Origin of the sequence: Pseudomonas poae (assembly GCF_001439785.1) — a bacterium.
Classification (GTDB): Bacteria; Pseudomonadota; Gammaproteobacteria; order Pseudomonadales; family Pseudomonadaceae; genus Aquipseudomonas; species Aquipseudomonas poae.
The window spans coordinates 262,101-286,562 of sequence record NZ_JYLI01000003.1 but is presented as its reverse complement, the minus strand read 5'-3'; the positions used below and the strand labels follow the sequence as shown (position 1 = coordinate 286,562).

The 24,462-nt window shown below is 61.0% G+C and carries 21 protein-coding genes and 1 other RNA gene; 2 read left to right on the top strand and 20 right to left on the bottom strand.

Annotated features, from left to right (window positions below):
- Positions 1-2: 2 nt before the first annotated feature.
- The 20 genes from TU75_RS05050 to rsmI form a co-directional block, all read right to left on the bottom strand.
- The gene (locus tag TU75_RS05050) at positions 3-1,070 is read right to left on the bottom strand and encodes a hypothetical protein (RefSeq protein ID WP_231982025.1); all 1,068 of its coding nucleotides are present in this window, start codon (positions 1,068-1,070) and stop codon (positions 3-5) included.
- Between the two features lie 164 nt (positions 1,071-1,234).
- A complete protein-coding gene (locus TU75_RS05045) occupies positions 1,235-2,251 on the bottom strand; it encodes a hypothetical protein (protein WP_060548342.1) in 1,017 nt (338 codons plus the stop codon).
- Between the two features lie 257 nt (positions 2,252-2,508).
- Positions 2,509-3,420: a UDP-3-O-acyl-N-acetylglucosamine deacetylase gene (gene lpxC / locus TU75_RS05040; RefSeq protein WP_003171886.1), complete on the bottom strand. Its 912-nt coding sequence runs from the start codon at positions 3,418-3,420 to the stop codon at positions 2,509-2,511.
- 112 nt (positions 3,421-3,532) lie between these two features.
- On the bottom strand, positions 3,533-4,729 hold the full coding sequence (gene ftsZ / locus TU75_RS05035) for a cell division protein FtsZ (protein WP_004371979.1): 1,197 nt from the start codon (positions 4,727-4,729) through the stop codon (positions 3,533-3,535).
- A gap of 75 nt (positions 4,730-4,804) precedes the next feature.
- Positions 4,805-6,067: a cell division protein FtsA gene (gene ftsA / locus TU75_RS05030; RefSeq protein WP_004371980.1), complete on the bottom strand. Its 1,263-nt coding sequence runs from the start codon at positions 6,065-6,067 to the stop codon at positions 4,805-4,807.
- Positions 6,068-6,082: 15 nt separating this feature from the next.
- A complete protein-coding gene (locus tag TU75_RS05025) occupies positions 6,083-6,952 on the bottom strand; it encodes a cell division protein FtsQ/DivIB (protein WP_004371981.1) in 870 nt (289 codons plus the stop codon).
- 3 nt (positions 6,953-6,955) lie between these two features.
- Positions 6,956-7,912 (bottom strand): D-alanine--D-alanine ligase, encoded by a 957-nt coding sequence (locus TU75_RS05020; protein ID WP_004371982.1) that lies wholly within the window; start codon positions 7,910-7,912, stop codon positions 6,956-6,958.
- Positions 7,909-9,333, bottom strand: coding sequence for a UDP-N-acetylmuramate--L-alanine ligase (murC, locus tag TU75_RS05015; RefSeq protein WP_162276126.1), 1,425 nt, complete (start codon positions 9,331-9,333; stop codon positions 7,909-7,911). The genes TU75_RS05020 and murC overlap by 4 nt, the downstream gene beginning before the upstream one ends.
- 13 nt (positions 9,334-9,346) lie before the next feature.
- Positions 9,347-10,417 carry an undecaprenyldiphospho-muramoylpentapeptide beta-N-acetylglucosaminyltransferase gene (gene murG, locus TU75_RS05010; protein WP_004371984.1) on the bottom strand — a complete coding sequence of 357 codons (1,071 nt, stop codon included), beginning with the start codon at positions 10,415-10,417 and terminating at the stop codon, positions 9,347-9,349.
- Complete coding sequence (gene ftsW, locus TU75_RS05005; protein WP_004371985.1) at positions 10,407-11,630, bottom strand: putative lipid II flippase FtsW; 1,224 nt, start codon at positions 11,628-11,630, stop codon at positions 10,407-10,409. The genes murG and ftsW overlap by 11 nt, the downstream gene beginning before the upstream one ends.
- A complete protein-coding gene (gene murD / locus TU75_RS05000; RefSeq protein ID WP_060548340.1) occupies positions 11,627-12,973 on the bottom strand; it encodes a UDP-N-acetylmuramoyl-L-alanine--D-glutamate ligase in 1,347 nt (448 codons plus the stop codon). Before murD ends, ftsW begins: the two co-directional genes overlap by 4 nt.
- 5 nt (positions 12,974-12,978) lie before the next feature.
- Complete coding sequence (mraY, locus tag TU75_RS04995; protein WP_004371987.1) at positions 12,979-14,061, bottom strand: phospho-N-acetylmuramoyl-pentapeptide-transferase; 1,083 nt, start codon at positions 14,059-14,061, stop codon at positions 12,979-12,981.
- Entirely contained in the window at positions 14,061-15,431 is a 1,371-nt protein-coding gene (locus TU75_RS04990; RefSeq protein ID WP_060548339.1) for a UDP-N-acetylmuramoyl-tripeptide--D-alanyl-D-alanine ligase, read from the bottom strand. The genes mraY and TU75_RS04990 overlap by 1 nt, the downstream gene beginning before the upstream one ends.
- Complete coding sequence (locus TU75_RS04985; RefSeq protein WP_060548338.1) at positions 15,424-16,887, bottom strand: UDP-N-acetylmuramoyl-L-alanyl-D-glutamate--2,6-diaminopimelate ligase; 1,464 nt, start codon at positions 16,885-16,887, stop codon at positions 15,424-15,426. Before TU75_RS04985 ends, TU75_RS04990 begins: the two co-directional genes overlap by 8 nt.
- Positions 16,887-18,629, bottom strand: coding sequence for a peptidoglycan D,D-transpeptidase FtsI family protein (locus TU75_RS04980; RefSeq protein WP_163000907.1), 1,743 nt, complete (start codon positions 18,627-18,629; stop codon positions 16,887-16,889). Before TU75_RS04980 ends, TU75_RS04985 begins: the two co-directional genes overlap by 1 nt.
- Positions 18,629-18,922 carry a cell division protein FtsL gene (ftsL, locus tag TU75_RS04975; protein WP_004371991.1) on the bottom strand — a complete coding sequence of 98 codons (294 nt, stop codon included), beginning with the start codon at positions 18,920-18,922 and terminating at the stop codon, positions 18,629-18,631. Before ftsL ends, TU75_RS04980 begins: the two co-directional genes overlap by 1 nt.
- Positions 18,919-19,866, bottom strand: a complete 948-nt coding sequence (rsmH, locus tag TU75_RS04970) for a 16S rRNA (cytosine(1402)-N(4))-methyltransferase RsmH (RefSeq protein ID WP_004371992.1) — start codon at positions 19,864-19,866, stop codon at positions 18,919-18,921. The genes ftsL and rsmH overlap by 4 nt, the downstream gene beginning before the upstream one ends.
- A complete protein-coding gene (gene mraZ / locus TU75_RS04965) occupies positions 19,863-20,318 on the bottom strand; it encodes a division/cell wall cluster transcriptional repressor MraZ (RefSeq protein ID WP_004371993.1) in 456 nt (151 codons plus the stop codon). The genes rsmH and mraZ overlap by 4 nt, the downstream gene beginning before the upstream one ends.
- Positions 20,319-20,672: 354 nt before the next feature.
- Positions 20,673-21,026: RNase P RNA component class A (gene rnpB / locus TU75_RS04960), an RNA gene on the bottom strand.
- A gap of 96 nt (positions 21,027-21,122) precedes the next feature.
- Entirely contained in the window at positions 21,123-21,995 is an 873-nt protein-coding gene (gene rsmI / locus TU75_RS04955; RefSeq protein WP_060548337.1) for a 16S rRNA (cytidine(1402)-2'-O)-methyltransferase, read from the bottom strand.
- Positions 21,996-22,202: 207 nt separating this feature from the next.
- On the opposite strand from rsmI, the gene TU75_RS04950 reads away from it, so the two are divergent.
- Together TU75_RS04950 and TU75_RS04945 are read left to right on the top strand one after the other, a co-directional pair.
- On the top strand, positions 22,203-24,014 hold the full coding sequence (locus TU75_RS04950) for a penicillin-binding protein activator (protein ID WP_015371195.1): 1,812 nt from the start codon (positions 22,203-22,205) through the stop codon (positions 24,012-24,014).
- Positions 24,014-24,385: a YraN family protein gene (locus TU75_RS04945; protein WP_004371996.1), complete on the top strand. Its 372-nt coding sequence runs from the start codon at positions 24,014-24,016 to the stop codon at positions 24,383-24,385. Before TU75_RS04950 ends, TU75_RS04945 begins: the two co-directional genes overlap by 1 nt.
- The last annotated feature ends 77 nt before the right edge of the window (positions 24,386-24,462 follow it).

Here is a 24,462-nt window from a genome sequence, read left to right as displayed (position 1 = left end):
GTTCAAACCGTATAGCTGGCGTCCGCCGAGACCCTGACATAGGGCTGAGCCCCCACGGATGCGCTGAGACTGACAGGCCAGTCGCGAGGCAACAGTGACGCGCCGATAGCGAAGGACCCGTCCAACCGAACGCCAGACGATACGGACACTTCGGTCTTGGGTGGCGTCTTGCTTGCGAGGTCAGTGCTCAATGTCACTTTGTACTTAACCGTGACACCCGGTAAGACACCGGCACCGGCACTGACAGTAAGCGGACCGGCCTGGGCATTCGCATTCACGGATGTGCGCGGCAGGAAGCTGTAACTGTTGGAGATGGACACCGTTTTATCGACATTCTGCGTTATCGTCGGCTTTGAGCCAGGAATCATTTCGAACTTGACGCCGGGGCCGCCGAGTTTGAATTCTTGCTGCGTCTGATGCGTAAAAGCCTGATCCACCCCAGCACCGGCCCCCAATCCCGAAGATGAAACACGGCCCTGCAATCCACCATTCAAGCCAATACGCTGAGTGGTCGTCAGGGCAGGATTGAGATGGGCGCTTGCATTGAATGAAAGGTCCGGATTCAGATTGAAGCGGGCCTCTGGAGCATTGAACGTAAACCACTTGGACGCACTGCCACCGCCCCTGACGCCAATGCCGGTCCCAAGGATATTGGGGATACCCGCCGTCAAATCGGCGTTCAGTTGGAGCTGCATCTTTGGCGTCACGCTGACATTGAGACCGCCGGCGTCGTTAGGGCGCAAGACGATATCAGGCAGGAACCGCGCGGTCGCGCTTGCACCCACACTCGGACCGCCAGGCAGCGGCGTGATTCTGGCCGCAATCGTGGCATGCGTAGCGGGCGTGAAGGTGACAGTGGGAATCGGTTGAAACTTGGCCTCACCGCCGAACACTTTGGCGGTATAGGGGGCAGTGAGGGCGCGCGGAGGCTGTCGTTTATTCACCTCATCGTTGTTTTGCGGTGGTGGGGTGGGCGAACGATACAGCGGATTTGCAGAAATCTGGCTCATAGCTAATACACTCGCTTTATAAGTTTCGTGCAGCGCTTCATGAATTGACGAATAAACCATTCGAACTTGGCTTCATCGATGCGAATATCGTCATTCAACGGCTTCACGCTGACTTTGTGGGACAGAGCGAAGTAACAGTTCCTACAAGTACGGCGTAGGTAGTTTCAACAAATGTCAGCGAAGGGAGGGTGTGCTCCCTTTCACTGACACGGCTGTTTCAACCATTAGAGGGTGTAGCGCCCACCACCGGACACGGACACGCCCGGATTGAAGCCGACCTCAGCCGATATATTCAAAGGTGATCCACTGGGAAGCAGGCTCACCCTGAAACCGAAAGAGCCATCGACACTTACGCCTGATCTGGCTGAAAACTCATGCCTTGGAGGCGCTTTCCTTGCAGGGTCGGTGTTGAAGATAACGTTGTGTTCTATGGTAAATGATGGCCCCGCTCCCAAACTCGCACGGGCATCTACCTGACCGGCACTGATTTGCCCATTCAAATTGGCCTTGGGCGAAAAGGTATAACTGTTCGAGATCGATACCGTTCTATCCCAGTTGGTGGATATCTTCGGCTGACCGGTGGAACTCAACTGAAACTGGACACCAGGCCCGCCCGCTTTTATCTGCTGGCCAAGACTATGGGAAAAACTTTGATTCGCACCGACGCTGATGGCTCCCACACCAAATCCCGCGCCAATATTCGCGCTTACTGTTTGCTCACTGCCAAGCGTGGGATTTAAATCAGCATGGGCGCTGAATACGCCATTGGGTTCGAGATTGGCGCTGAATTGCGGCGCACCAAAGGTAAACTTCTGTGCACCACCCAGCCCCCCATTCACGCCCAGGCCAGTATTGAAGATATTCGTCAGGCCTGCGCGAACTGCGCCGCTTAATTCAACTTCCAGCCGTGGGGTGAAACCCACAGTGACGCCGCCAGTGTCCGTCGGGCTAACCCTGATCAACGGATCGAATCGTATAGTCTTGCTGGCGCCTGCGCTGACAAGACCAGGAATGAGATTGGCTGTCGCACTGAGCGTGAGATAAGTTTTCGGGCGAAACGCAAGCGTGGGGATTGGCTGAAATGAGGCCTGACCGCCCAACACATTGGCGGTATAGGCGGCAGTCAAAGCGCGCGGCCTTTGGACGCTATTGGGTTCTTGTTGCTGCTTTTCCATGCCACTCTGACTTGGTGGCTGAATATCAACGGAACGATAAGTTTGAGCTGCAGATACGCCATTCATAGCAAAATCTCTTGAGAGTAATCAAATAGTTAGTTCTACATAAACCTTATCCAATATTCATACTCCGTTCGAACTTGCTCCCTACTCGCATATTGGAAACTCGACGAGCTTACCTCTAGCTTGTGGTGTACCTGGAAGCATCAGTTCCCACGACACAAACGTCGCCCGTTACAACACATGTCATTTGCGCCGAATTTTTGGCAAAAAAAAGGCTACCCGAAGGTAGCCTTTAAAAACTAAAGAAAGAGAGTTGTTACTTACACCGCCGCAACGGGACGCATGTAAGAGATCGGTGCGGTGCTGGCATCTTCGAAGGTCACGACTTCCCAAGCGTCTGTCTGCTCAATCAACTTGCGCAGCAGCTGGTTGTTAAGGGCATGGCCCGACTTGAAGCCTTTGAACTCGCCTATCAGGCTATTGCCCAGCAGGTAGAGGTCACCGATTGCATCGAGGATCTTGTGCTTCACGAATTCGTCTTCGTAGCGAAGGCCGTCTTCGTTCAGTACACCATCCGCGTCGACCACGATGGCGTTTTCAACGCTGCCGCCGAGTGCGAGGTTGTGCTTGCGCAGGTACTCGATGTCACTCATGAAACCAAAGGTACGGGCGCGGCTGACTTCTTTTACGAACGAAGTGCTGGAAAAATCCACGCTTGCACTTTGGGTGCGGTCACGGAATACCGGGTGATCGAAATCGATCTCAAAGCTCACTTTAAAGCCTTCGAACGGGACGAAGGTGGCGCGCTTGTCGCCGTCTTCTACTGTCACTTCCCGCAGAATGCGTATGAACTTCTTCGCTGCGTCCTGTTCTTCCAGGCCGGCAGATTGAATCAGGAATACGAAAGGTCCAGCGCTGCCATCCATGATCGGGACTTCGGACGCGGAGAGCTCGACGTAGGCGTTATCGATGCCCAGACCGGCCATGGCCGAGAGCAAGTGCTCCACCGTGTCCACCTTGACGTCACCGTTGACCAACGTGGTCGACATGGTTGTTTCGCCAACGTTTTCCGCGCGCGCAGGTATCTGCACGACAGGGTCCAGGTCGGCACGCACAAACACGATGCCGGTGTCGACAGGTGCAGGCTTGAGGGTCAGGTAGACCTTTTCCCCGGAGTGCAGACCTACACCTGTGGCACGAATAATATTCTTCAGAGTGCGTTGTTTAATCATGGCTTGGACCGCTTCAGCGCAAATTGCGAACTGGTATCAACAAAGGCTGGCGATAATAGCAGACCAGACCTTTGCTGAACACCAATCACCTTCATAGCCCTGATACATTCCATTAATCGGCCTGACGACGCAGGAATGCCGGGATGTCTAGGTAATCCAGGTCATCTTGCGGATTCGGGCTACGGGACGCAGCAGCACCGGCCTGAGCCTGGTTGCGCATCACGGTCGGACGATCCAGGTCACGGTAGTTCACCGACGGCAGTTCCTGGCGCGCAGGCGCTGGAGCGGCAGCCGACTGGCTCGCCTGGCTGTTATGCAGGGTGTTGTCGATGACCTTCACAGGCTTCTCGATTTTGGCACCCAGGCCGGTAGCAACCACAGTCACGTGCAATTCGTCGCGCATGTCTGGATCGATAACGGTACCGACTTTGACCATCGCGTGCTCGGACGCGAAGGCTTCGATGATGCTACCCACGTCGGAGTACTCACCCAGGGACAGGTCAGGGCCGGCAGTGATGTTCACCAGAATGCCGCGTGCGCCTTGCAGGTTCACGTCTTCGAGCAACGGGTTGCGGATGGCCGCTTCGGTCGCTTCACGCGCACGGTTCGGACCGCTGGCGCAGCCAGTGCCCATCATCGCCATGCCCATTTCGCTCATCACGGTACGCACGTCGGCAAAGTCGACGTTGATCATGCCTGGGCGCTTGATGATGTCGGAGATACCGCGCACGGCACCGGCCAGTACATCGTCAGCCTTGGCGAACGCGGACAGCAGGCTTGCGTCCTTGCCCAGAATGGTCAGCAGCTTCTCGTTGGGAATGGTGATCAACGAGTCGACGCTTTCAGACAGCAGACGAATACCTTCGTCGGCGATCTGCATACGCTTGCGGCCTTCGAACGGGAACGGACGCGTCACCACAGCAACGGTCAGAATCCCCATTTCCTTGGCCACTTCGGCAATGATCGGAGCTGCACCGGTACCGGTACCGCCGCCCATGCCGGTGGTAATGAACACCATGTTGGTGCCTTGCAGCACTTCAGCAATACGCTCGCGGTCTTCCAGCGCGGCTTGACGGCCGACTTCCGGGTTGGCGCCAGCGCCAAGGCCCTTGGTCACGGCTGTGCCCAATTGCAGGATGGTCCGCGCGCCGATGCTTTTCAGCGCCTGGGCATCCGTGTTGGCGCAGATGAATTCAACGCCTTCAATGTTGCTCTTGACCATATGGTTGACAGCGTTGCCGCCGCCACCGCCGACACCGATTACTTTGATAACCGGGCTAGCGGGGATGTTGTCTACGAGTTCGAACATGTTCCCTCTCCTTTCATTTTCTCTAGTTTTTTCGCCTACTGCTTGTTACGGGTGTTGCGGTGTCACGGTAAGTCTTTAGAAATTGCCTTTGACCCACGCCTGCAGCCGCTCGAACAACGGCGCTTTCGCTTCGTCGTCGCTGCGGTAGCTGTCGCGAATACTCGGGCCCGACATGGAGATGCCGTCGGTCTGCTTTTGCAGCCCATACAACAGCAAGCCCACACCGGTGGAATAAATCGGGTTGCGCACGACATCGCCGAGGCCTTTGACGCCATGGGGCAAGCCCAGGCGCACTGGCATGTGGAAGATTTCCTCGGCCAGTTCGACCGCGCCTTCCATCTTCGAGGTGCCACCGGTCAGCACGATGCCGGCCGGGATCAGATCTTCGTAGCCGCTGCGACGCAGTTCAGCCTGGATCAGGGTGAACAGCTCGTCGTAGCGCGGCTCGACCACTTCGGCCAAGGCCTGGCGCGACAATTCGCGCGGTGGACGGTCGCCCACGCTCGGCACCTTGATGGTCTCGCCGGCACCGGCCAGCTTGGCCAGGGCACAGGCGTAGCGAATCTTGATTTCTTCGGCGTACTGGGTCGGTGTGCGCAGCGCCATGGCGATGTCGTTGGTGACCTGATCGCCCGCAATCGGGATCACAGCGGTGTGACGAATCGCACCCTCGGTGAAGATCGCAATGTCTGTAGTGCCGCCGCCGATATCGACCAGGCACACGCCCAGTTCTTTCTCGTCGTCGGTGAGTACCGAATACGCCGACGCCAGTTGCTCCAGAATGATGTCATCGATTTCCAGGCCGCAGCGGCGCACGCATTTTTCAATGTTCTGTGCAGCGTTGACGGCGCAGGTCACCACGTGAACCTTGGCTTCCAGACGCACGCCCGACATGCCCAGAGGCTCACGCACGCCTTCCTGGTTATCGATCACGTAGTCCTGCGGCAGGGTGTGCAGCACGCGCTGGTCCGCCGGAATTGCCACGGCCTGGGCGGCGTCGAGTACGCGCTCAAGGTCCGCCGAGCTGACTTCACGGTCGCGGATCGCCACGATGCCGTGGGAGTTCAGGCTGCGGATATGGTTGCCGGCCACGCCGACGAACGCCGAGTGAATTCGGCAACCGGCCATCAGCTGCGCTTCTTCGATGGCGCGCTGGATCGACTGCACAGTGGACTCGATGTTCACCACCACGCCCTTCTTCAGGCCCCGGGACGGATGCGTGCCAATACCGACGATCTCGATCACGCCGTCTTCCCCGACCTCGCCGACCAGCGCCACCACCTTGGAGGTGCCGATATCGAGACCGACGATCATTTTGCCGCTTTGCACGTTTGCCATGGGTCCTGCCTCTTCTTAATTCTTCGCGACAGCGGGTTTGTCTGTCGTCGGCGCAGCCGGTTCACGCCAGCCGACGGCCAGGCCGTTGGCGTAACGCAGGTCGACGCTCGCAATGTTCGTAATCTGTTCTTTCAAGGTCTTGTCGTAGATGGCAATGAAACGGCGCATCTTCTCCACCAAGCGGTCGCGTCCCAGCAACAACTCGATACCCGGGCCGGAACTGCCTGCCCCGGTCGTCAAAAACCAGCTGCCCCGCTCACGCAGTTCCAGGCGTGCAATGGAGAAGCCCAGCGGCCGCAGCATCTGGCTCAAGGCCTGGTACTGCTGCATCACTTGCTGCTGCGCCCGCTGCGGCCCGAACAGCTGCGGCAGGTGCTCATAGTTGGCCAGCTCACGCGGGGTGAACGCCTGGCCCTGGTTGTTCAACAGCGCCTCGTTACCCCAACGCGCTACCGGCAGTTGCTCTTCCAGACGGATAGTCACCTGGTCCGGCCATACACGGCGCACCTCGGCGTGAGCGATCCACGGCATCTGTTCCAGCTCCGAGCGCATCCCGGCCAGGTCGATGGTGAAAAAGCTCGCCGCCAGGTACGGGCCGATGCGCTGCTGTACCGCCTGCTGGCTGATGTAGCTCAAGTCACCCTGCACACTGATTTTGGTGATCGGCCGGTCGGCATACGGCAACAGCCGCTGCGCACCTTCATAAGTGCCAAAGCCCAACACCACCAGCAGCACCGGCCAGAACAGCGCCTTGAGGAAACCAAAATTGGCTTTCGGCAGGCGCGCCGACATCGGCTCTTTAGCCACCATGCGGCTGGCACCCCGTGGCACCGGCTTGCGGCTCGGTGCTTGGGAGGGCTGATGACGAAGCGATGCGCCTTTCATGTCTTAGCCTCTTGGCTCAATACTTTCGGCAAGAATCGCCAGCACCAACTGCTGAAAATCCAGACCGGCGGCACGGGCCGCCATGGGGACCAGGCTGTGGTCGGTCATGCCCGGCGCCGTGTTGACTTCCAGGAACCAGAAGTTGCCCTGGTCATCCTGCATCACGTCTGCCCGCGCCCAACCGGCGATACCCAGCGCCTCGCAGGCCTTGGCCGTGAGGTCCATCAATAGCTGTTCTTTGTCTGCGTCAAGGCCGCAAGGGATCCGGTACTGAGTATCGGAAGCCACGTACTTGGCGTCGTAGTCGTAAAAGGTGTGGGGCGTGCCCAATGCGATGGGCGGCAATACCTGGCCACGCAGGGTGGCGATGGTGTACTCGGGACCCTGGATCCACTGTTCAACCATCACTTGCGAATCGTAGGTACTGGCCGCTTTCCATGCGTCGATCAATTCGGCGGCCGAGTTCACTTTGGCCATGCCGATACTGGAGCCTTCATGGGCTGGTTTGACGATCAAAGGCAGGCCCAGTTCCTTGGCCGCCGAAATACAATCGTCTTCGCTGCGCAGCACACTGTGACGGGGCGTTGGAATACCCAGGCTGTGCCACACCTGCTTGGTGCGCAGCTTGTCCATGGCCAGTGCGGACGCAAGGATCCCGCTGCCGGTGTAAGGAATGCCAGCGCATTCCAACAGGCCTTGCATGCTGCCGTCTTCACCGCCACGGCCGTGCAGGATGATGAAGGCACGGTCGATTTTTTCGGCCTGCAGACGCGCGAGAAAATCATCGCCGACGTCGATACCAAAAGCATTCACACCGGCGCTCTGCAGCGCTTGAAGCACCGCGTTGCCGGACTTGAGCGACACTTCGCGCTCGGCGCTCTTGCCGCCGAACAACACAGCCACGCGGCCGAAGTCGGCAGGCGTGATGGTGGAGAACAGAGACGCGTAGTCGGTGATCATTTCGACACCCCCTTCTGCGCGGCAAACAGCGGGCTGGCGAGCAACTTGGGTGCAAGGCCACCGATGTCACCGGCGCCCTGGCACAGCAGGATGTCGCCGGCACGCAGCAGCGGCTTTACGATCGGTGCCAGGTCCACGCCACGCTCGATGTAGATCGGGTCCAACTGCCCACGCTGGCGGATGCTGTTGCACAGCTTGCGGCTGTCGGCACCCGGAATCGGCTCTTCACCGGCTGGATAGACTTCCATCAACAACAGCACGTTGGCATCGGCCAAGACATTGACGAAATCGTCGTACAGATCGCGGGTGCGGCTGTAGCGATGCGGCTGGTAGACCATCACCAGGCGACGCTCCGGCCAACCACCGCGCACGGCCTTGATCACGGCGGCCACTTCGGTGGGGTGGTGACCGTAGTCGTCCACCAGCATCACGTCGCCGCCGTCCACCGGCAGTTGGCCGTAGACCTGGAAGCGACGCCCCACGCCGGCAAAGCGTGACAGGCCTTCGACGATGGCTTCATCGCTGACGCCTTCATCGGAGGCGATGCAGATGGTTGCCAGGGAATTGAGCACGTTGTGGTTGCCCGGCATGTTGACCGAGACATCCAGCGGCTCGCGGTCGGGACGCAGCACGGTGAAGTAGGTCTGCATGCCTTCCTGGCGCACGTTGATCGCCCGCACGTCGGCGTCTTCGCTGAAGCCGTAGGTCACGGTCGGACGCTTGACCTGCGGCAGGATTTCACGAACCACCGGATCGTCCAGGCACAGCACCGCCAACCCGTAGAACGGCAGGTTGTGCAGGAACTCGACGAAGGTCTTCTTCAACTTGTTGAAGTCACCGTCGTAGGTGGCCATGTGGTCTTCGTCGATGTTGGTGACCACGGCGACCATAGGTTGCAGGTGCAGGAAGCTCGCATCGCTTTCATCGGCTTCGGCGATCAGGTAGCGACTGGTGCCGAGCTGGGCATTGGTGCCGGCTGCATTCAGGCGGCCACCGATGACGAAGGTCGGGTCCAGGCCACCGGCGGCGAACACCGAGGCGATCAGGCTGGTGGTGGTGGTTTTGCCATGGGTGCCGGCCACGGCGATGCCGTGACGGTAGCGCATCAGCTCGGCGAGCATTTCGGCGCGCGGCACCACCGGAATGCGACGCTCAAGGGCGGTGGCCACTTCCGGATTGGAGGTGTTCACGGCGCTGGACACCACCAGCACGTCAGCCTCGGAAGCGTTCTCGGCACGGTGGCCGATAAAGATCTGTGCACCGAAGGTTTTCAGGCGGTCGGTCACCGGCGACTCTTTCAAGTCCGAGCCGGACACCTGATAGCCCAGGTTCAGCAGCACTTCGGCAATACCGCACATGCCTACGCCGCCGATGCCGACGAAGTGGATGCGACGGATGCGGCGCATTTCGGGTTGTGGCATGGCTTTCTGATTCTCAACCACGGGCCACCTCCAGGCAGATATCGACCACGGTGCGAGTGGCGTCAGGTTTGGCCAGGCGGCTTGCGGTGCTCGCCATGCTGTTCAGTCGTTCCGGTTGCATCAAAACCTCGGTCAGGCGTGCGGCCAAATCGGCGGCGCCAGTCGTTCTTTGCGGCAGCAGGAAGGCAGCGCCCTCCCCGGCCAAATATTCGGCGTTGCGAGTCTGGTGATCGTCGATGGCATGGGGCAAAGGCACCAGCAAGGACGGCAGACCGGCGGCGGCCAGTTCACTGACAGTCAGCGCGCCAGCGCGGCAGACCACCAGGTCGGCCCAGCCATAGGCTTGGGCCATGTCTTTGATGAAGGGCTGCACATTGGCGTCCACACCGGCTTCGCGGTAACGCGTGGCGGTGACTTCATCGTGGTTCTTGCCGGCCTGGTGGAAGATCTCCGGGCGCAATTCCTCAGGGAGTTGCGCCACCGCTTCCGGCAGCAATTTGTTCAACGGCTCTGCGCCCAGGCTTCCGCCCAGGATCAGCAGGTGCGCCTTGCGCCCGGCCAAGGCCTGGCGCGCGATGTCCATAAACAGCTCGGTGCGCACCGGGTTGCCGGTGGTGCGGCGCTTGTCCGAGGCGGCAAACGTATTCGGGAAGGCTTCACACACCCGCGCGGCCAACGGCACCAGCAAGCGGTTGGCGGTGCCGGCGACGGCATTCTGTTCGTGCACGATCACCGGCACGCCGGCGAGTTTTGCCGCCACACCGCCAGGACCGGTCACATAGCCGCCAAAGCCGAGCACGCACACCGGCTGTAATTGACGGATAACCTTGCGCGCCTGCCACACTGCCTTGAGCAACACCAACGGTGCCTTGAGCAGGGACAATTTGCTCTTGCCGCGCAGGCCGGTGACGTTGATCAGATGCAGCGGCAAACCGGCGTTCGGCACCAGCTCGTTTTCGATGCCGCGCGGTGTACCCAGCCAGTGCACGCTGTAGCCACGGTTCTGGAATTCACGCGCACACGCCAGGGCCGGGAACACATGGCCCCCGGTGCCGCCCGCCATGATCAGCACATTAGCGCCCATGGGTCGGCTCCTCGGCGAAGTCGCTTTCGCTGAACTCCATCTCTTCGCTGCCCAGGTGGGTTCGACTTTCCCACTCGATGCGCAGCAACAAGCCCAGGCACGCACAGCAAATCACCAACGAACTGCCGCCGTAACTGAGGAACGGCAAGGTCAGGCCCTTGGTCGGCAGCAGGCCGACGTTCACGCCGATGTTGATCAGGAACTGGCCGATCCACAGGAACGACAGACCGTACGCCACATAAGCGGCGAAATATTGTTTGGCCTTCTCGGCCCACAAGCCGATGTACATGCCGCGCACACACACGAACACGAACAGCGCGACGGTGCACAACGAGCCGACCACGCCGAGTTCTTCGGCAAGCACCGAGAACACGAAGTCGGTGTGGGCTTCCGGCAGGTAGAACTGTTTCTGCACGCTGTTGCCCAGGCCCACGCCCAGCCACTCGCCGCGACCGAAGGCGATCAGCGCCTGGGTCAACTGGTAGCCGGAGCCGAATTGATCGGACCAGGGATCGGTAAAGGTAATCAGACGCGCCATCCGGTAGGGTTGCGCCTGCACCAGCACGGTGACCGCGGCCACCGCCAGCACCACCATCAAGGTAAAGCGGAACAGACCGACGCCGCCGAGAAACAGCATCGCCGCCGCCGCGCCCATCATCACCACGGTGGCGCCGAAGTCAGGCTCCATCAGCAACAGGCCGGCCATCGGCAGCAGCACGATGAACGGTTTGAAAAAGCCCATCCAGCTCTCGCGCACTTCTTTCTGACGACGCACCAGATAACCGGCGAGGTAGATGACCACGAACACCTTGGCGATTTCCGACGGCTGCACGTTGAACGCGCCGAAGCCGATCCAGCGCATCGAGCCGTTCACCTCGCGGCCGATGCCGGGCAGGATCACCATGATCAGCAGGCCAAATGCACCGATCAGCATCAGCCAGCCCAGGCGTTGCCAGGTGGCGATGGGAATCATCATGGTGACGATGCACGCGCCGAGGCCGATCACCAGGTACACCAGGTGACGGATCATCATGTAGAGGGTGTTGCCCGACTGCACGGCGGCCACTTCGGACGATGCCGAGGTGATCATCACCAGGCCCAGGCCCAGCAGCGCGAGGCAGCCGGCGAGCATCGGGAAATCAAGGTCAATGCCGCGCCCGGTGATGATCGGCGACGGATATGGCTTGATGATGTTTCTCAGGTTGAGGCTCATGCCAAAGCCTCCACGGCGCGAGCGAACAACTGGCCGCGCTCTTCATAGTTCTTGAACATGTCGAAACTGGCGCACGCTGGCGACAGCAGCACCGCATCGCCCGATTGGGCCAGGGCCTTGCACTGGGCAATCGCGTCGTCGAGGGAAGCGGCACGTACTTGCACCACGTCGTTACCGAGGGCGGCGGCGATCAGGTCCGAGTCACGGCCCATCAACACCACGGCGCGGCAATGGGCGGCGACTGGCGCCTTGAGGTCCTTGAAGTCGGCACCCTTGCCGTCGCCACCGGCGATCAGCACCAGCTTGCCGTCAATATCGGCGCCCAGGCCTTCGATGGCTGCCAATGCAGCGCCGACGTTGGTGGCCTTGGAATCGTTGTAATAGCTCACGCCGTCAAGGTCGCGAACCCATTGGCAGCGATGCTCGAGACCGCCGAAGGTGCGCAGGCTCGCCAGCATGGCGTCGAACGGCAGGCCCACGGCATGCCCCAGCGCCAGGGCCGCGAGGGCATTGGACTGGTTATGGGCGCCACGGATTTTCAGCTCGCGCACCGGCATCAGGTGTTCGAATTCGAAGGCCAGGTATTTCTCGCCGTTCTCTTCACGAATGCCGAAGCCCTTGAAGTCGGGTTTGCCCAGGCCGAAGGTCCAGCACGGCAGGCCTTCGCCCATCAACGGACGGCTCAGGGCATCCTGGCGGTTGACCACCACCTGCCGCGCACCGCGGAAGATCCGGTGCTTGGCCAAGTGATAAGCCGGCAGGCCGCTGTAGCGATCCATGTGGTCTTCACTCACGTTCAATACGGTGGCGACTTCGGCGCCGAGGTCGTGGGTGGTTTCCAGCTGGAAGCTCGACAACTCCATCACGTAAAGCTCGACGTCGTCGCTGAGCAGGTCCAGCGCCGGTACGCCAAGGTTGCCGCCGACCGCCACGCGCTTGCCGGCCGCAGCCGCCATTTCGCCCACGAGGGTAGTCACGGTGCTTTTGGCGTTGGAACCGCTGATGGCCACGATGGGTGCCTTGGCATTGCGCGCAAACAAGTCGATATCGCCGGACAGCTTCACACCACGTGCCGCCGCTGCTTGCAGGGCGGGAGTCGCCAGGGCCAGGCCGGGGCTCACGTAGAGCTCATCGGCGCGGCACAGGAACTCGACGTCCAGCTCGCCACAACGCACTTCCACCTGCGGGTAGTCACGGCGCAGCGTGACCAGCTCCGGTGGATTTTCCCGCGTGTCGGCCACGGCAAACGACGTGCCCCGGTTCGCCAGGAAGCGAACCAGGGACATGCCGCTCTTGCCGAGGCCGACAACGATGCGGAAGTGGTCTGAAGCGATCAGGGACACTCGTTCTACCTCAGTTTCAGCGTGGCAAGGCCGACCAGGACCAGAATCACGGTGATGATCCAGAAACGGACGATCACGCGTGGCTCGGGCCAGCCCTTGAGTTCAAAGTGGTGGTGAATCGGCGCCATGCGAAACACGCGGCGCCCGGTCAGCTTGAAGGACGCCACTTGGATGACCACCGACAGGGTTTCCATCACGAACACACCGCCCATGATGAACAGCACGATTTCCTGGCGCACGATCACGGCGATGGTGCCCAGTGCGGCGCCCAGCGCCAGTGCGCCGACATCGCCCATGAAGACCTGCGCCGGGTAGGTGTTGAACCAGAGGAACCCCAGGCCCGCACCGATAAGGGCGCCGCAGAACACAATCAGCTCACCCGCGCCCGGTACGTAGGGAATCAGCAGGTATTCAGCGAATTTCACGTTACCCGACAAGTAGCAGAAGATCCCGAGCGCGCCACCCACCATCACCGTCGGCATGATCGCCAGGCCGTCGAGGCCGTCGGTCAGGTTGACCGCGTTGCTGGAGCCGACGATCACGAAATAGGTCAGCACCACGAAGCCAATGCCCAGTGGAATGCTGGCGTCCTTGAGCATCGGGATAATCAGCGTGGTTTCCACAGCGCTTGGCGCGGTGGTGTACAGGAAGATCGCCGCGGCCAGGCCGAATACCGACTGCCAGAAGTACTTCCAGCGGCTCGGCAGGCCCTTGGAATTTTTCTCGATCACTTTGCGGTAGTCATCGACCCAGCCGATGGCACCGAACAACAGGGTCACCAGCAGCACCACCCACACGTAGCGGTTGTGCAGGTCAGCCCAGAGCAACGTGCTGATGCCGATGGACGACAGGATCAACGCGCCGCCCATGGTTGGCGTGCCGGATTTGGACAGGTGCGACTGCGGGCCGTCATTGCGCACCGATTGACCAATTTGCAGGTTCTGCAGGGTGCGGATCATCCACGGACCCAGAAACAGCGACAAGCACAACGCGGTCAGCACACCGAGAATCCCGCGCAGGGTCAGGTACTGAAAGACCGCGAAGCCTTTGTGAAACTGTTGCAGATACTCAGCCAGCAGCAGCAGCATTAATGTTTCTCCGTACTGGAACCGCACAAGGCTGCGACGACGTTTTCCATCACCGCGCTGCGCGACCCCTTGATCAAAAGGGTTGTCTGTGGATCTTGTTCAGCCGCCGTCAGGGCCTGGATCAGCTCGCCCTGGGTGGCGAAATGCTGCGCACCGTTGCCAAAGGCCGAGACCGCATGGGCCATGTTCGGGCCGACGGCGTAGAGGGCGTCGACTTTGCCGGCGGCATACGCGCCGACTTCGCGATGGCCCTGCTCGGCCCAGTCGCCCAGCTCGCCGATATCGCCCAGCACCAGCACCTTGCGCCCGGCAAAACCTTTGAGCAGGTCGACAGCGGCATTGATGGAGGACGGGTTGGCGTTGTAGGTGTCATCGATCACGCGCATGCCGTTACCGGCCAGTTGCGCGACCGTGCGGCCCTTGACCGGCTGCACCGCGCCCAGGCCGCTGGCGATACCGGCCAGCGAGACGCCCAGGGCATGGGCGGCGGCGGCGGCGGCCAGGGCGTTGGCGACGTTATGGTTACCCAGCAGATTCAGTTGCACAGGCGCGCTGCCTTGTGGCGTGTGCAGGGTGAAGGACGGGCAGCCACGGGCGTCGACGGCGATGTGGGAGGCATGAAAATCCGCCGCGGCATTGAGCACCGCGAACGTCAGCACCTTGCGACCGTCGGCGCGGATGCGCCAGGTCTCGAAAGCCTTGTCGTCGAGGTTCAACACGGCCGTGCCCGAAGCGTCCAGGCCTTCAAGGATTTCACCCTTGGCCTCGACGATCTTTTCCGGGCCGCCGAATTCGCCCACGTGGGCGGTGCCTGCGTTGTTGATTACGGCAACGTGGGGCTTGGTCAGCGCCACGGTATAGGCGATTTCGCCGACGCGCGAGGCGCCCAGCTCGATCACGGCAGCGGTATGTTCCGGGGCCAGTTCGAGCAGGGTCAGCGGTGCACCGAAATCATTGTTGAGGTTGCCACGGGTGGCGAGCACCGGGCCGCGAGTACGCAGCACGCCGGCGAGCAACTCCTTGACCGTGGTCTTGCCGCTGGAGCCAGTGATGGCTGCCACGGGTTTATCGAATGCGCAACGGTTCAGCGCACCCAACTGGCCCAGGGCCAGACGAGTGTCGGCGACCAGCAGTTGCGGCAGGGCAGCGCCCGCCACTTCGCGCTCAACCAGGGCACCTGCGGCGCCCTTGGCGGCCACGTCGTTCAGGTAGTCATGGCCGTCGAAACGCGGGCCGGTCAACGCCACGAACAATTGCCCAGGCGTAATGTTGCGGCTGTCGATACTGACACCGTCGAATCGGCAATCGCCGGACAGCATGCGCGCCGACAGGGCCTGGGCCAGTTCGTTGAACGTCATGGCTTTAAGCATGGGCGGCCTCCCAGGCAGTCAGGGCACGATCGGCCTCGACCAGATCGGAGAAGGCATGGCGTTCGCCGTTGATTTCCTGATAGTCCTCATGACCTTTGCCCGCCAGTACCACCACGTCGTCCGCGCTGGCACTGGCGATCAGTTGGGCAATGGCGGCGCCGCGCCCGGCGACGAAAGTCACGTTCGCGGTGTCTTTGAAGCCTTGGCGAATGTCGTCGAAAATCCGCGCGGGATCTTCGCTGCGCGGGTTGTCATCGGTCACCAGCACGCCGTCGGCCAGGCGCTCGACGATGCCGGCCATCAGCGGACGCTTGCCACGATCACGGTCACCGCCGCAGCCGAACAGGCACAGCAGCTTGCCCTTGGCATGCGGGCGCAGCGCCGACAGGACTTTTTCCAGCGCGTCTGGGGTGTGGGCGTAATCGACCACCACCAGCGGCTGCGCGCCGCCGCCCAGGCGCTGCATACGTCCGGCAGGGCCTTCGAGCATTGGCAGCACTTTGAGAATTTCGTCGAGGGCGTAATCCAGGCCGAGCAAGGCGCCGACAGCGGCGAGCACGTTGCTCAGGTTGAAACGGCCGAGCAAGGTGCTGCGCAGGTGGTGCTCGCCTTGCGGCGTCACCAGCGTGGCGCGCACGCCTTCGTCGTTGAATTGGGCCTGACGGCAATAAAGGTAGGCGCTCGAATCTTCCAGGCTGTAGGTGATCAGACGCGCTTCGCTGTGCTGCGCAGCCAGTTGCCGGCCGAAGTCGTCGTCCAGGTTGATCACGCGGCACTTGAGGTCGTTCCAGGCAAACAGCCTGGCCTTGGCGGCACCGTACGCCTCCATGGTGCCGTGGTAGTCGAGGTGGTCGCGAGACAGATTGGTCATCACAGCCACATCGAAGGCCAGCGCGGTGACGCGTCCCTGGTCAAGGCCGTGGGACGACACTTCCATGGCGACGGCTCCGGCCCCGGCCTTTTTCAGGTCGGCCAGGGTCGCCTGCACGGCGATCGGGTTCGGCGTGGTGTGCAGGCCGCTTTGCAGAGCGCCGTAAAAGCCGGTACCCAGGGTGCCGACGATGCCGCAGTTCTGGCCCAGCAGGTCAAGGGCCTGGGCGACCAGTTGGGTCACGCTGGTCTTGCCGTTGGTGCCCGTCACGCCGACGAGGTTGAGATGGCGGCTCGGCTCACCGTAAAAGCGCCCAGCGATATCCGACAGCTGCCTGGCCAGGCCCTTGACCGGAATCAGCGGCACATCGGTGATCGGCAGCACGGTGGCGCCTTCCACTTCATAGGCCACGGCTGCCGCACCGCGCTGCAAGGCATCGGCAATATGTTCACGGCCATCGAACTTGCCACCCGGCACGGCCAGGAACAGGTCACCGGCTCGCACATTACGGCTGTCCAGGGTCAGCTCGCGAATCAGCAGATCGCGGCCGGCGTGAGCAAAAATCTTGTTCAGGCTAAGAGACATCAGCCGCGCCCTCCATTGGCTTTGACAGCAGCGGCCGGAGGTGCGGCGTTGGCTTGCTGGGTCGGCGGCAGGTTGTCCGGGGTGATGTTCATCAGGCGCAGGGTGCCGGACATGACTTTGCTGAACACCGGCGCCGAGACCAGGCCACCGAAGTAGCCAGCCTTGCTCGGTTCATCGATCACGACGACGATCGCGTAGCGTGGGTCACTCATCGGACCGAAGCCGGCGAACAGCGAGCGGTAGGAGTTCTCGGCATAGCCCTTGGTGCCCACCGACGTTTTACGCGCGGTACCGGACTTGCCGGCCACGTGATACGCCGGCACCTGGGCGCGGAATACACCGCGCGGCGCTTCGATCACCTGTTGCAGCATGCCCTGCATGGTCTTGGCCACTTTCTCCGGAATTACCTGGGTGGCTTTCGGTGCCTCGTCAACGTGAATCAGGCTCAACGGAACCATGCGGCCGTTGTTTGCCAATACAGAGAAAGCGTGTGCCAGCTGGATCGCGGTCACCGACAGGCCATAGCCATAGGACAGCGTGGCGGTCTCGGCTTTTTTCCAGTCGCGGTAGTTCGGCAGGTTCCCCACGCGCTCACCGGGGAAGTCGAGGCCGGTGGGTTGACCCAGGCCGATCTTCTGCGCCAGGTGATAAATGGTTTCGCCGCCGATATCAAAGGCGACCTTGCTCATGCCGACGTTACTGGAGTTGATCAGGATACCGGTCAGGTCCAGCACCGGGCCTTCGGTGCGAGATACGTCGCGAATGGTGTATTTGCCCAACTGCAAGGTGCCGGGGTACACCTCGACCTTGTCGCTGGGCTTCCAGCGTCCGGTCTCCAGAGCGGCACTCATGGAGATGGCTTTCATGGTCGAACCCGGTTCGAACACGTCGATCATTGCGCGGTTGCGCATCATCGCCGGTTGCAGGTTGCGACGGTTGTTGGGGTTGTAGGTGGGCTGGTTGACCATGGCGAGGATCTCGCCGGTCTTCACGTCCATGATCACCAGGCTGCCGGCCTTGGCGCCGTTTTCGATGATCGCGTTACGTAGCTCGCGGTTGGCCAGGTATTGCAGGCGCAGGTCGATCGACAACGCCAGAGGCTTGCCGGCCTTGGCGTTCTTGGTGACCTGGACGTCCTTGATCAGACGCCCGCGACGATCCTTGATGACCTGGCGCTTGCCGGGCACGCCCGCCAGCCATTCGTCGTAAGCCAACTCGACACCTTCGCGACCGTGGTCGTCGATGTCGGTAAAGCCGACCATGTGCGCAGTGGTTTCACCGGCCGGGTAGAAACGACGAAATTCCTCGATGCCATAGACACCGGGGACTTTGAGGTCGAGTACCTGCTGACCCTGCTCGGGCGTGAGGCCGCGCACCAGGTAGATGAATTCCTTGTTGGCCTGGGCTTCAAGCCGCTCAGCCAGGGCTTTTGGGTCCTGACCCAGGGCAGCGGCCAGTTGCGGCCACTTGTCCTTGGCCACCTGCAATTCCTTGGCGTTGGCCCACAGGGTGGTCACCGGCGTACTCACGGCCAGCGGCTCGCCGTTACGGTCGGTGATCAGGCCGCGGTGCGCTGGAATCGGGATATGTCGCAGGCTGCGCGCATCACCCTGGCCAATCAGGAAGTCACGGTCGACCACTTGAAGATCGATGATTCGCCAGGCGATAGCGCCCACCATCAAGGCCAGCAGGCCGAGCATCAGGCGGAAACGCCATGGGTAGAGTGCGCCCTCGAGCTTCATCATGGCGCCACCATGCGAACGTCAGCCGCGCCGGGAATGTGCATTTTCAGCTGTTCGGTGGCCAGCACTTCGATACGGCTGTGGGCCGTCCAGGTGCTTTGCTCCAGAATCAACCGGCCCCATTCAGCCTGCGCTTTATCACGCACGCTCAATTCCCCGTACAGGGTATTGAGCAATTGACGGTTGTAGTGGGCGCTGTAAGACACCGCAATGGCGGAAACCAGCACGCCGACAAACAGCAGCAACATAAAGAAGCTGCCGCCCGGCAGGGGCTTGGCGAAAAGCTTGCTCACCGCAACTTCTCCGCGACGCGCATGACGGCGCTACGGGAACGTGGGTTGGCCTTGAGTTCGGCTTCGGAGGCGAACTGCGCTTTGCCATGGATCTTGATTTTCGGCACGAAGGCCTCGAACCGCACCGGCAGGTTGCGCGGCAGGTTGTCGGACTCGCCCTTGACGAGGCGGCGCATGAACAGTTTGACGATGCGGTCTTCCAGCGAGTGGAAGCTGATCACCACCAGGCGACCGCCCACTTCCAGGGCGTCCAGGGCGGCTTCGAGGCCGGCTTCCAGGTCGCCCAATTCGTTGTTGACGTGAATGCGCAGGCCCTGGAACGCACGGGTCGCCGGGTTCTTGCCTTTTTCCCAGGCAGGGTTGGCGACTTTCAGCACTTCGGCAAGATCTGCGGTGCGCTCGAACGGCTGGATCTCCCGGCGTTCGACCACGGCACGTGCCATGCGGCCGGCGAAGCGCTCTTCACCGTACTCCTTGAACACGCGGGCGATTTCTTCCACCGGGGCGGTGGCGATGAACTGCGCGGCGCTGACGCCACGGGTAGGGTCCATGCGCATGTCGAGTGGGCCGTCGTTCATGAAACTGAAGCCGCGCTCCGGGTCGTCGAGCTGCGGCGAAGACACGCCCAGGTCGAGCAAAACCCCGGCCACCTTGCCTGCCATGCCGCGCTCGGCCACTTCGGCACCCAGCTCGGCAAAGCTGCGCTGCACAACGACAAAGCGGCCGTCTTCGGCCGCTAGCGCTTGCCCGGTGGCAATCGCTTGAGGGTCTTTGTCGAACCCGAGGAGTTTACCGTCGGACCCGAGCTGGCTGAGTATCAGGCGGCTATGCCCGCCCCTGCCGAACGTGCCGTCCAGATAGCAGCCATCCGCGCGTACGGCGAGAGCCTCAACGGCTTCGTCAAGCAGTACGGTGATGTGGTTAAAGCCGCTATCAATAGTCACAGGATCAGATCACGCAGTTCGTCGGGCATGGCGCCCGGTTGTTGAATAGCCGCCAGGTCAGCTGCGGAAACAGCATCCCAGGCATCTTCGTCCCACAATTGGAACTTGTTCAGTTGGCCAACCAGCATTGCGCGCTTGTCGAGCCTGGCGTATTCGCGCAAACGCGGGGGCACCAGGAAACGACCACTGCCATCGAGTTCGAGGTCGACGGCATTACCAATCAGCAAACGCTGCAGACGGCGGTTTTCTTCACGCAATGAAGGCAAGGCACGCAGCTTGGTTTCGATCAACTCCCACTCATCGAGCGGGTAAACACACAAACAAGGATCTACGGCATCGATCGTGATGATTAATTGCCCGGAACTTCGCGAAATCAGCTCGTCACGATACCGGCTCGGCATAGCGAGACGGCCTTTTGCATCGAGACTGATTGCGTTAGCTCCGCGAAACACAGATGCGTTTCTCCAAATTTTAGCGTTTTACGTTCAAAAAACCCACTTTGTGCCACTTTCCGCCACTTGCGCACACTATAGGAATGCGCCCACCACACCGTCAAGGCGCGAATACACGGAAAAGCCTTACAGAACGGAGATTTACGAGCGTTAAGGGAGGAGAAATCAGAGTTTGACGGTACTTTTGGCTCATCAAGCGTAAATAGCTCAAAGAGCTATGGCTTAAAGTTAAAGTGATTTATTAAGAGTAAGATTTTTTTGGTATTACGAAGACGCATCTGCCAATGATTTGGCAGGGAGGGATTCTTGCGTTACTACCGGTTTTCTGTCCCGGAGTCGGACAGAAGGAAAAAGGTGGAGAGTCGATCTGTAAGCCGGGTTCTGTCTTGAACAGTCATTCGTCTATGATGGCCATCACTGGACATCTTTAGCAACCTACCCGGTCCCAGCGCGGGCCACGCCTTGGGACCCTATTTGGTCTTGCTCCAAGTGGGGTTTACCTAGCCACGAACTGTTGCCAGTCGTGCGGTGCGCTCTTACCGCACCTTTTCACCCTTACCGGCACCGAAGTGCTTAGGCGGTTATTTTCTGTGGCACTTTCCGTAGGCTCACGCCTCCCAGGCATTACCTGGCACTTCGCCCTATGGAGCCCGGACTTTCCTCCCCCCCCTAATTTTCATAGAGGGCAGCGACTGTCCAATCGACTCTCCGCCGAGAAGGTTAACGGCCCGGCGGCCTCAGGACAAGTATTAAAAGTGCAGCAATGCCATCACGTTCAGACGAAATGCCTGCTTACCCCCGGAACTATTCGGCCTTCTGTTTATCCAGCGCCACCTGATACAGGACATTCTTGCGCAGCCCGGTAATCTCTGCTGCCAGGGCTGCAGCCCGCTTGAGCGGCATCTCCTTGAGCAATAGATCGAGGATGCGCATGGCCTCGCTGCCGACCGCGTCTTCGCTCTCCGGTGCGGTCCAGCCCGCGACCAGCACCACGCACTCGCCGCGCTGCTGGTTACTATCGCCCTCAACAAACGCGCGCAACTCTTCGAGCGGCAAGCCCTTGAGGGTTTCGAATGTCTTGGTCAGTTCGCGCGCCAGCAGCGCCAGACGATCACCGCCGAATACCAGCTCCATGTCCTGAAGGCATTCAAGGATGCGATGCGGCGCCTCATAGAAGATCAGGGTGCGCGGTTCTTCCTTTACCGCCTGAAGACGGGCACGACGCCCCACCGTCTTGGCCGGCAGAAAACCCTCGAAGATAAAGCGGTCCGATGGCAGGCCCGCAGCAGATAATGCAGCAATCAATGCGCACGCTCCAGGAACAGGCACTACATTAATACCTGCGGCACGCGCCTGACGTACCAGGTGGTAACCCGGATCGGAGATCAGCGGCGTACCCGCGTCGGAGATCAGCGCAACATCATCACCCGCCAACAGTCGGGTGATAAACCGACTGCCTTCTTCCCGTTCGTTATGCTCGTGGCACGCGGCTAGTGGCGTGCTGATACCAAAGTGCTGCATCAACCGCTGCGAGTGCCGCGTGTCTTCCGCCGCGATCAATTTGACCTCGCGCAGGATTTTCAGCGCCCGGGAACTGATGTCATCCAGGTTGCCAATAGGCGTCGCCACGACAAAAAGCGCGCCTGCAGTGGAATTCAAAGGACCTGGAGCAGTCAAAACGCACACCTCTATGATTGGCAAATGCGCATTGTAGCGCGTAGAGGCCTTGAAAATGTGCCATCACCGAGAGTGCCTGCTCAGACTCCAGAGGTGGTGGAAACGCTTTGCACGACCTTATTCAATGCTTTAACGCCACTAACATCGCGCCTGGGCCAGTGCTTGGGTACACTTCCACGCTAATTTGATCGGTATCAGGACACTTACATGATCGCTTGCCTGCGGCTGCTCTCCGCCCTCTGCCTCGCCGCCTTATTGGCCGCGTGCGCCAGCTCGCCCTCGTCCAGCCTTGGCGACCTTCCACGGACCCCGGACGCCAGTATCGAGCAACTGCTCGAACAGGCCACCACCGCCAAAACGCCCGAACAGGCTGCGCTGCTGCGCCTGAGCGCGGCCGACCTGGCCTACAAGCAGAACAACCCCGGCCGCTCGGCGCAAATCCTCGCGCAGGTGCCTCTGGACGCCCTCAAACCAGCCCCGCAAGTCTTTGCCAGCACCCTGGCGGCCGAACTGGCCATGGCGCGCAATCAGCCCAAGGCTGCCTTGGCCGCCCTGAACCATCCAAGCCTGCAAAACCTCAAGCAGTTGCCAGCAGAGCAGCAGGTGCGTACCGGCACCGTGCATGCACGCGCTTATGAAGCCGACGGGCAAATCCTGGCCGCTGCGCGCGAGCGTGTGGCAATGGCGCCATTGCTCACAGGCGATGCCGCCAGCAGCAACCACGACGCAATATGGGCCCTGATTGCCGCGCTGCCGGCAGAACAGCTGCAAGCCACTGGCAATCCCACGCTGGACGGCTGGATCAGCCTGGCCAAGGCAGTCAAGGGCGCCGGCACCCTGGAGCAACAACAGGCGGCCATCGACACCTGGCGCGCGCAAAATCCTGGCCACCCAGCGGCCGTGCAGCTGCCGACGCCACTGACCAAGCTCAAGGAACTGGCCAGCCAACCCCTGAACAAAATCGCCGTGCTGCTGCCCCAGGATGGCCCTCTGGCCGCTGTCGGCAAGGCCCTGCGTGAAGGTTTCATGGCTGCGCACTACCAGGCTGAACAAGCCGGGCAGAAGCCACCGGTGATCGAGTTCTACGACAGCTCGCGCCTGACCTCCCTCGATGACTTCTACGCCAAGGCCCAGGCCGCCGGCGTGCAACTGGTGGTCGGCCCTCTCGAGAAGCCGCTGGTCAAGCAGCTCAGCGCGCGTCCCCAATTGCCAATTACCACCCTGGCGCTGAATTACAGCGAAACCGATCAAAACCCGGCGCAGTTGTTCCAGTTTGGCCTGGCGGCTGAAGATGAAGCCCGCGAAGTATCACGCCGCGCTCGTGCCGACGGCCTGCATCGTGCTGCCGCAATGGTGCCCCGTGGCGAATGGGGCGAGCGTGTCTATAGAGCCTTCCGTCAGGATTGGGAAGCCAATGGCGGCACGGTGCTGGGTGTCGAGTACGTCGATCAGCCGGTCGCCCTCGCCCAGCAGATCGCCGACCTGTTCCAGTTGCGTAAAAGCGAAGGCCGCGCCAAGAGCCTGCAAAACGCTGTAGGCACTGACGTCGCAGCCCAGCCTTCGCGCCGCCAGGACATCGAGTTCATTTTCCTGGCCGTGCCGCCACAACTGGCCCAGCAGATCAAGCCGACCCTGAACTTCCAGTACGCCGGCGATGTGCCTGTGTATGCCACGTCCCACGTGTTCAGCGCCAGCGGTGACAAAAACCAGTACCTGGACATGACCAACGTGATGTTCTGCGAAACGCCATGGCTGCTCAACACCACCGACCCCCTGCGCAACCAGGTGGCGGCGCAGTGGCCGCAAGCCAATGGCAGCCTCGGCCGTCTGTACGCGATGGGCGTCGATGCCTACCGCCTGGCGCCGCGTCTGGGCCAGCTCAAGGCACTGCCGGACAGCCGCATTGACGGCTTGTCGGGCAGCCTGGGCATCAGCACCAACCAACGCGTTGACCGCCAACTGCCATGGGCCAAGTTCGTCGGTGGCGAGGTCCAGCGCCTGCCCGATACCGCACGCTGATGCCTGAGCGGTCCAGCGCACAAAGCGGCAAGGATGCCGAACTGCAAGCTCTGAATTACCTGCAGCAACAGGGTCTGCGCCTGCTGGCGCAGAACTGGTTGTGTAAACGCGGCGAGCTTGATCTGGTCATGCTTGACGGCGATACAGTAGTATTCGTCGAAGTCCGCTACAGAAAACACGCACAATGGGGTGGCGCGCTCGCCAGTATCGACGGGCGCAAACGTCAGAAGCTGATACTCGCCGCGCAGTTTTTTCTGCTCAAGGAGCATCGCTGGTCCGACGCCCCCTGCCGTTTCGATGTGGTTGCCATAGAAAGCACACCGTCTGGCAAGGCTGATCTGAACTGGCTCAAAAGCGCCTTCGACAGCTGATTCGCCGGGCATCTTCACCCTACATTTTTGCTCTTTGCTTTGCGGGCTGCACATTTCTGTGCCAAACAGCCGCGCTA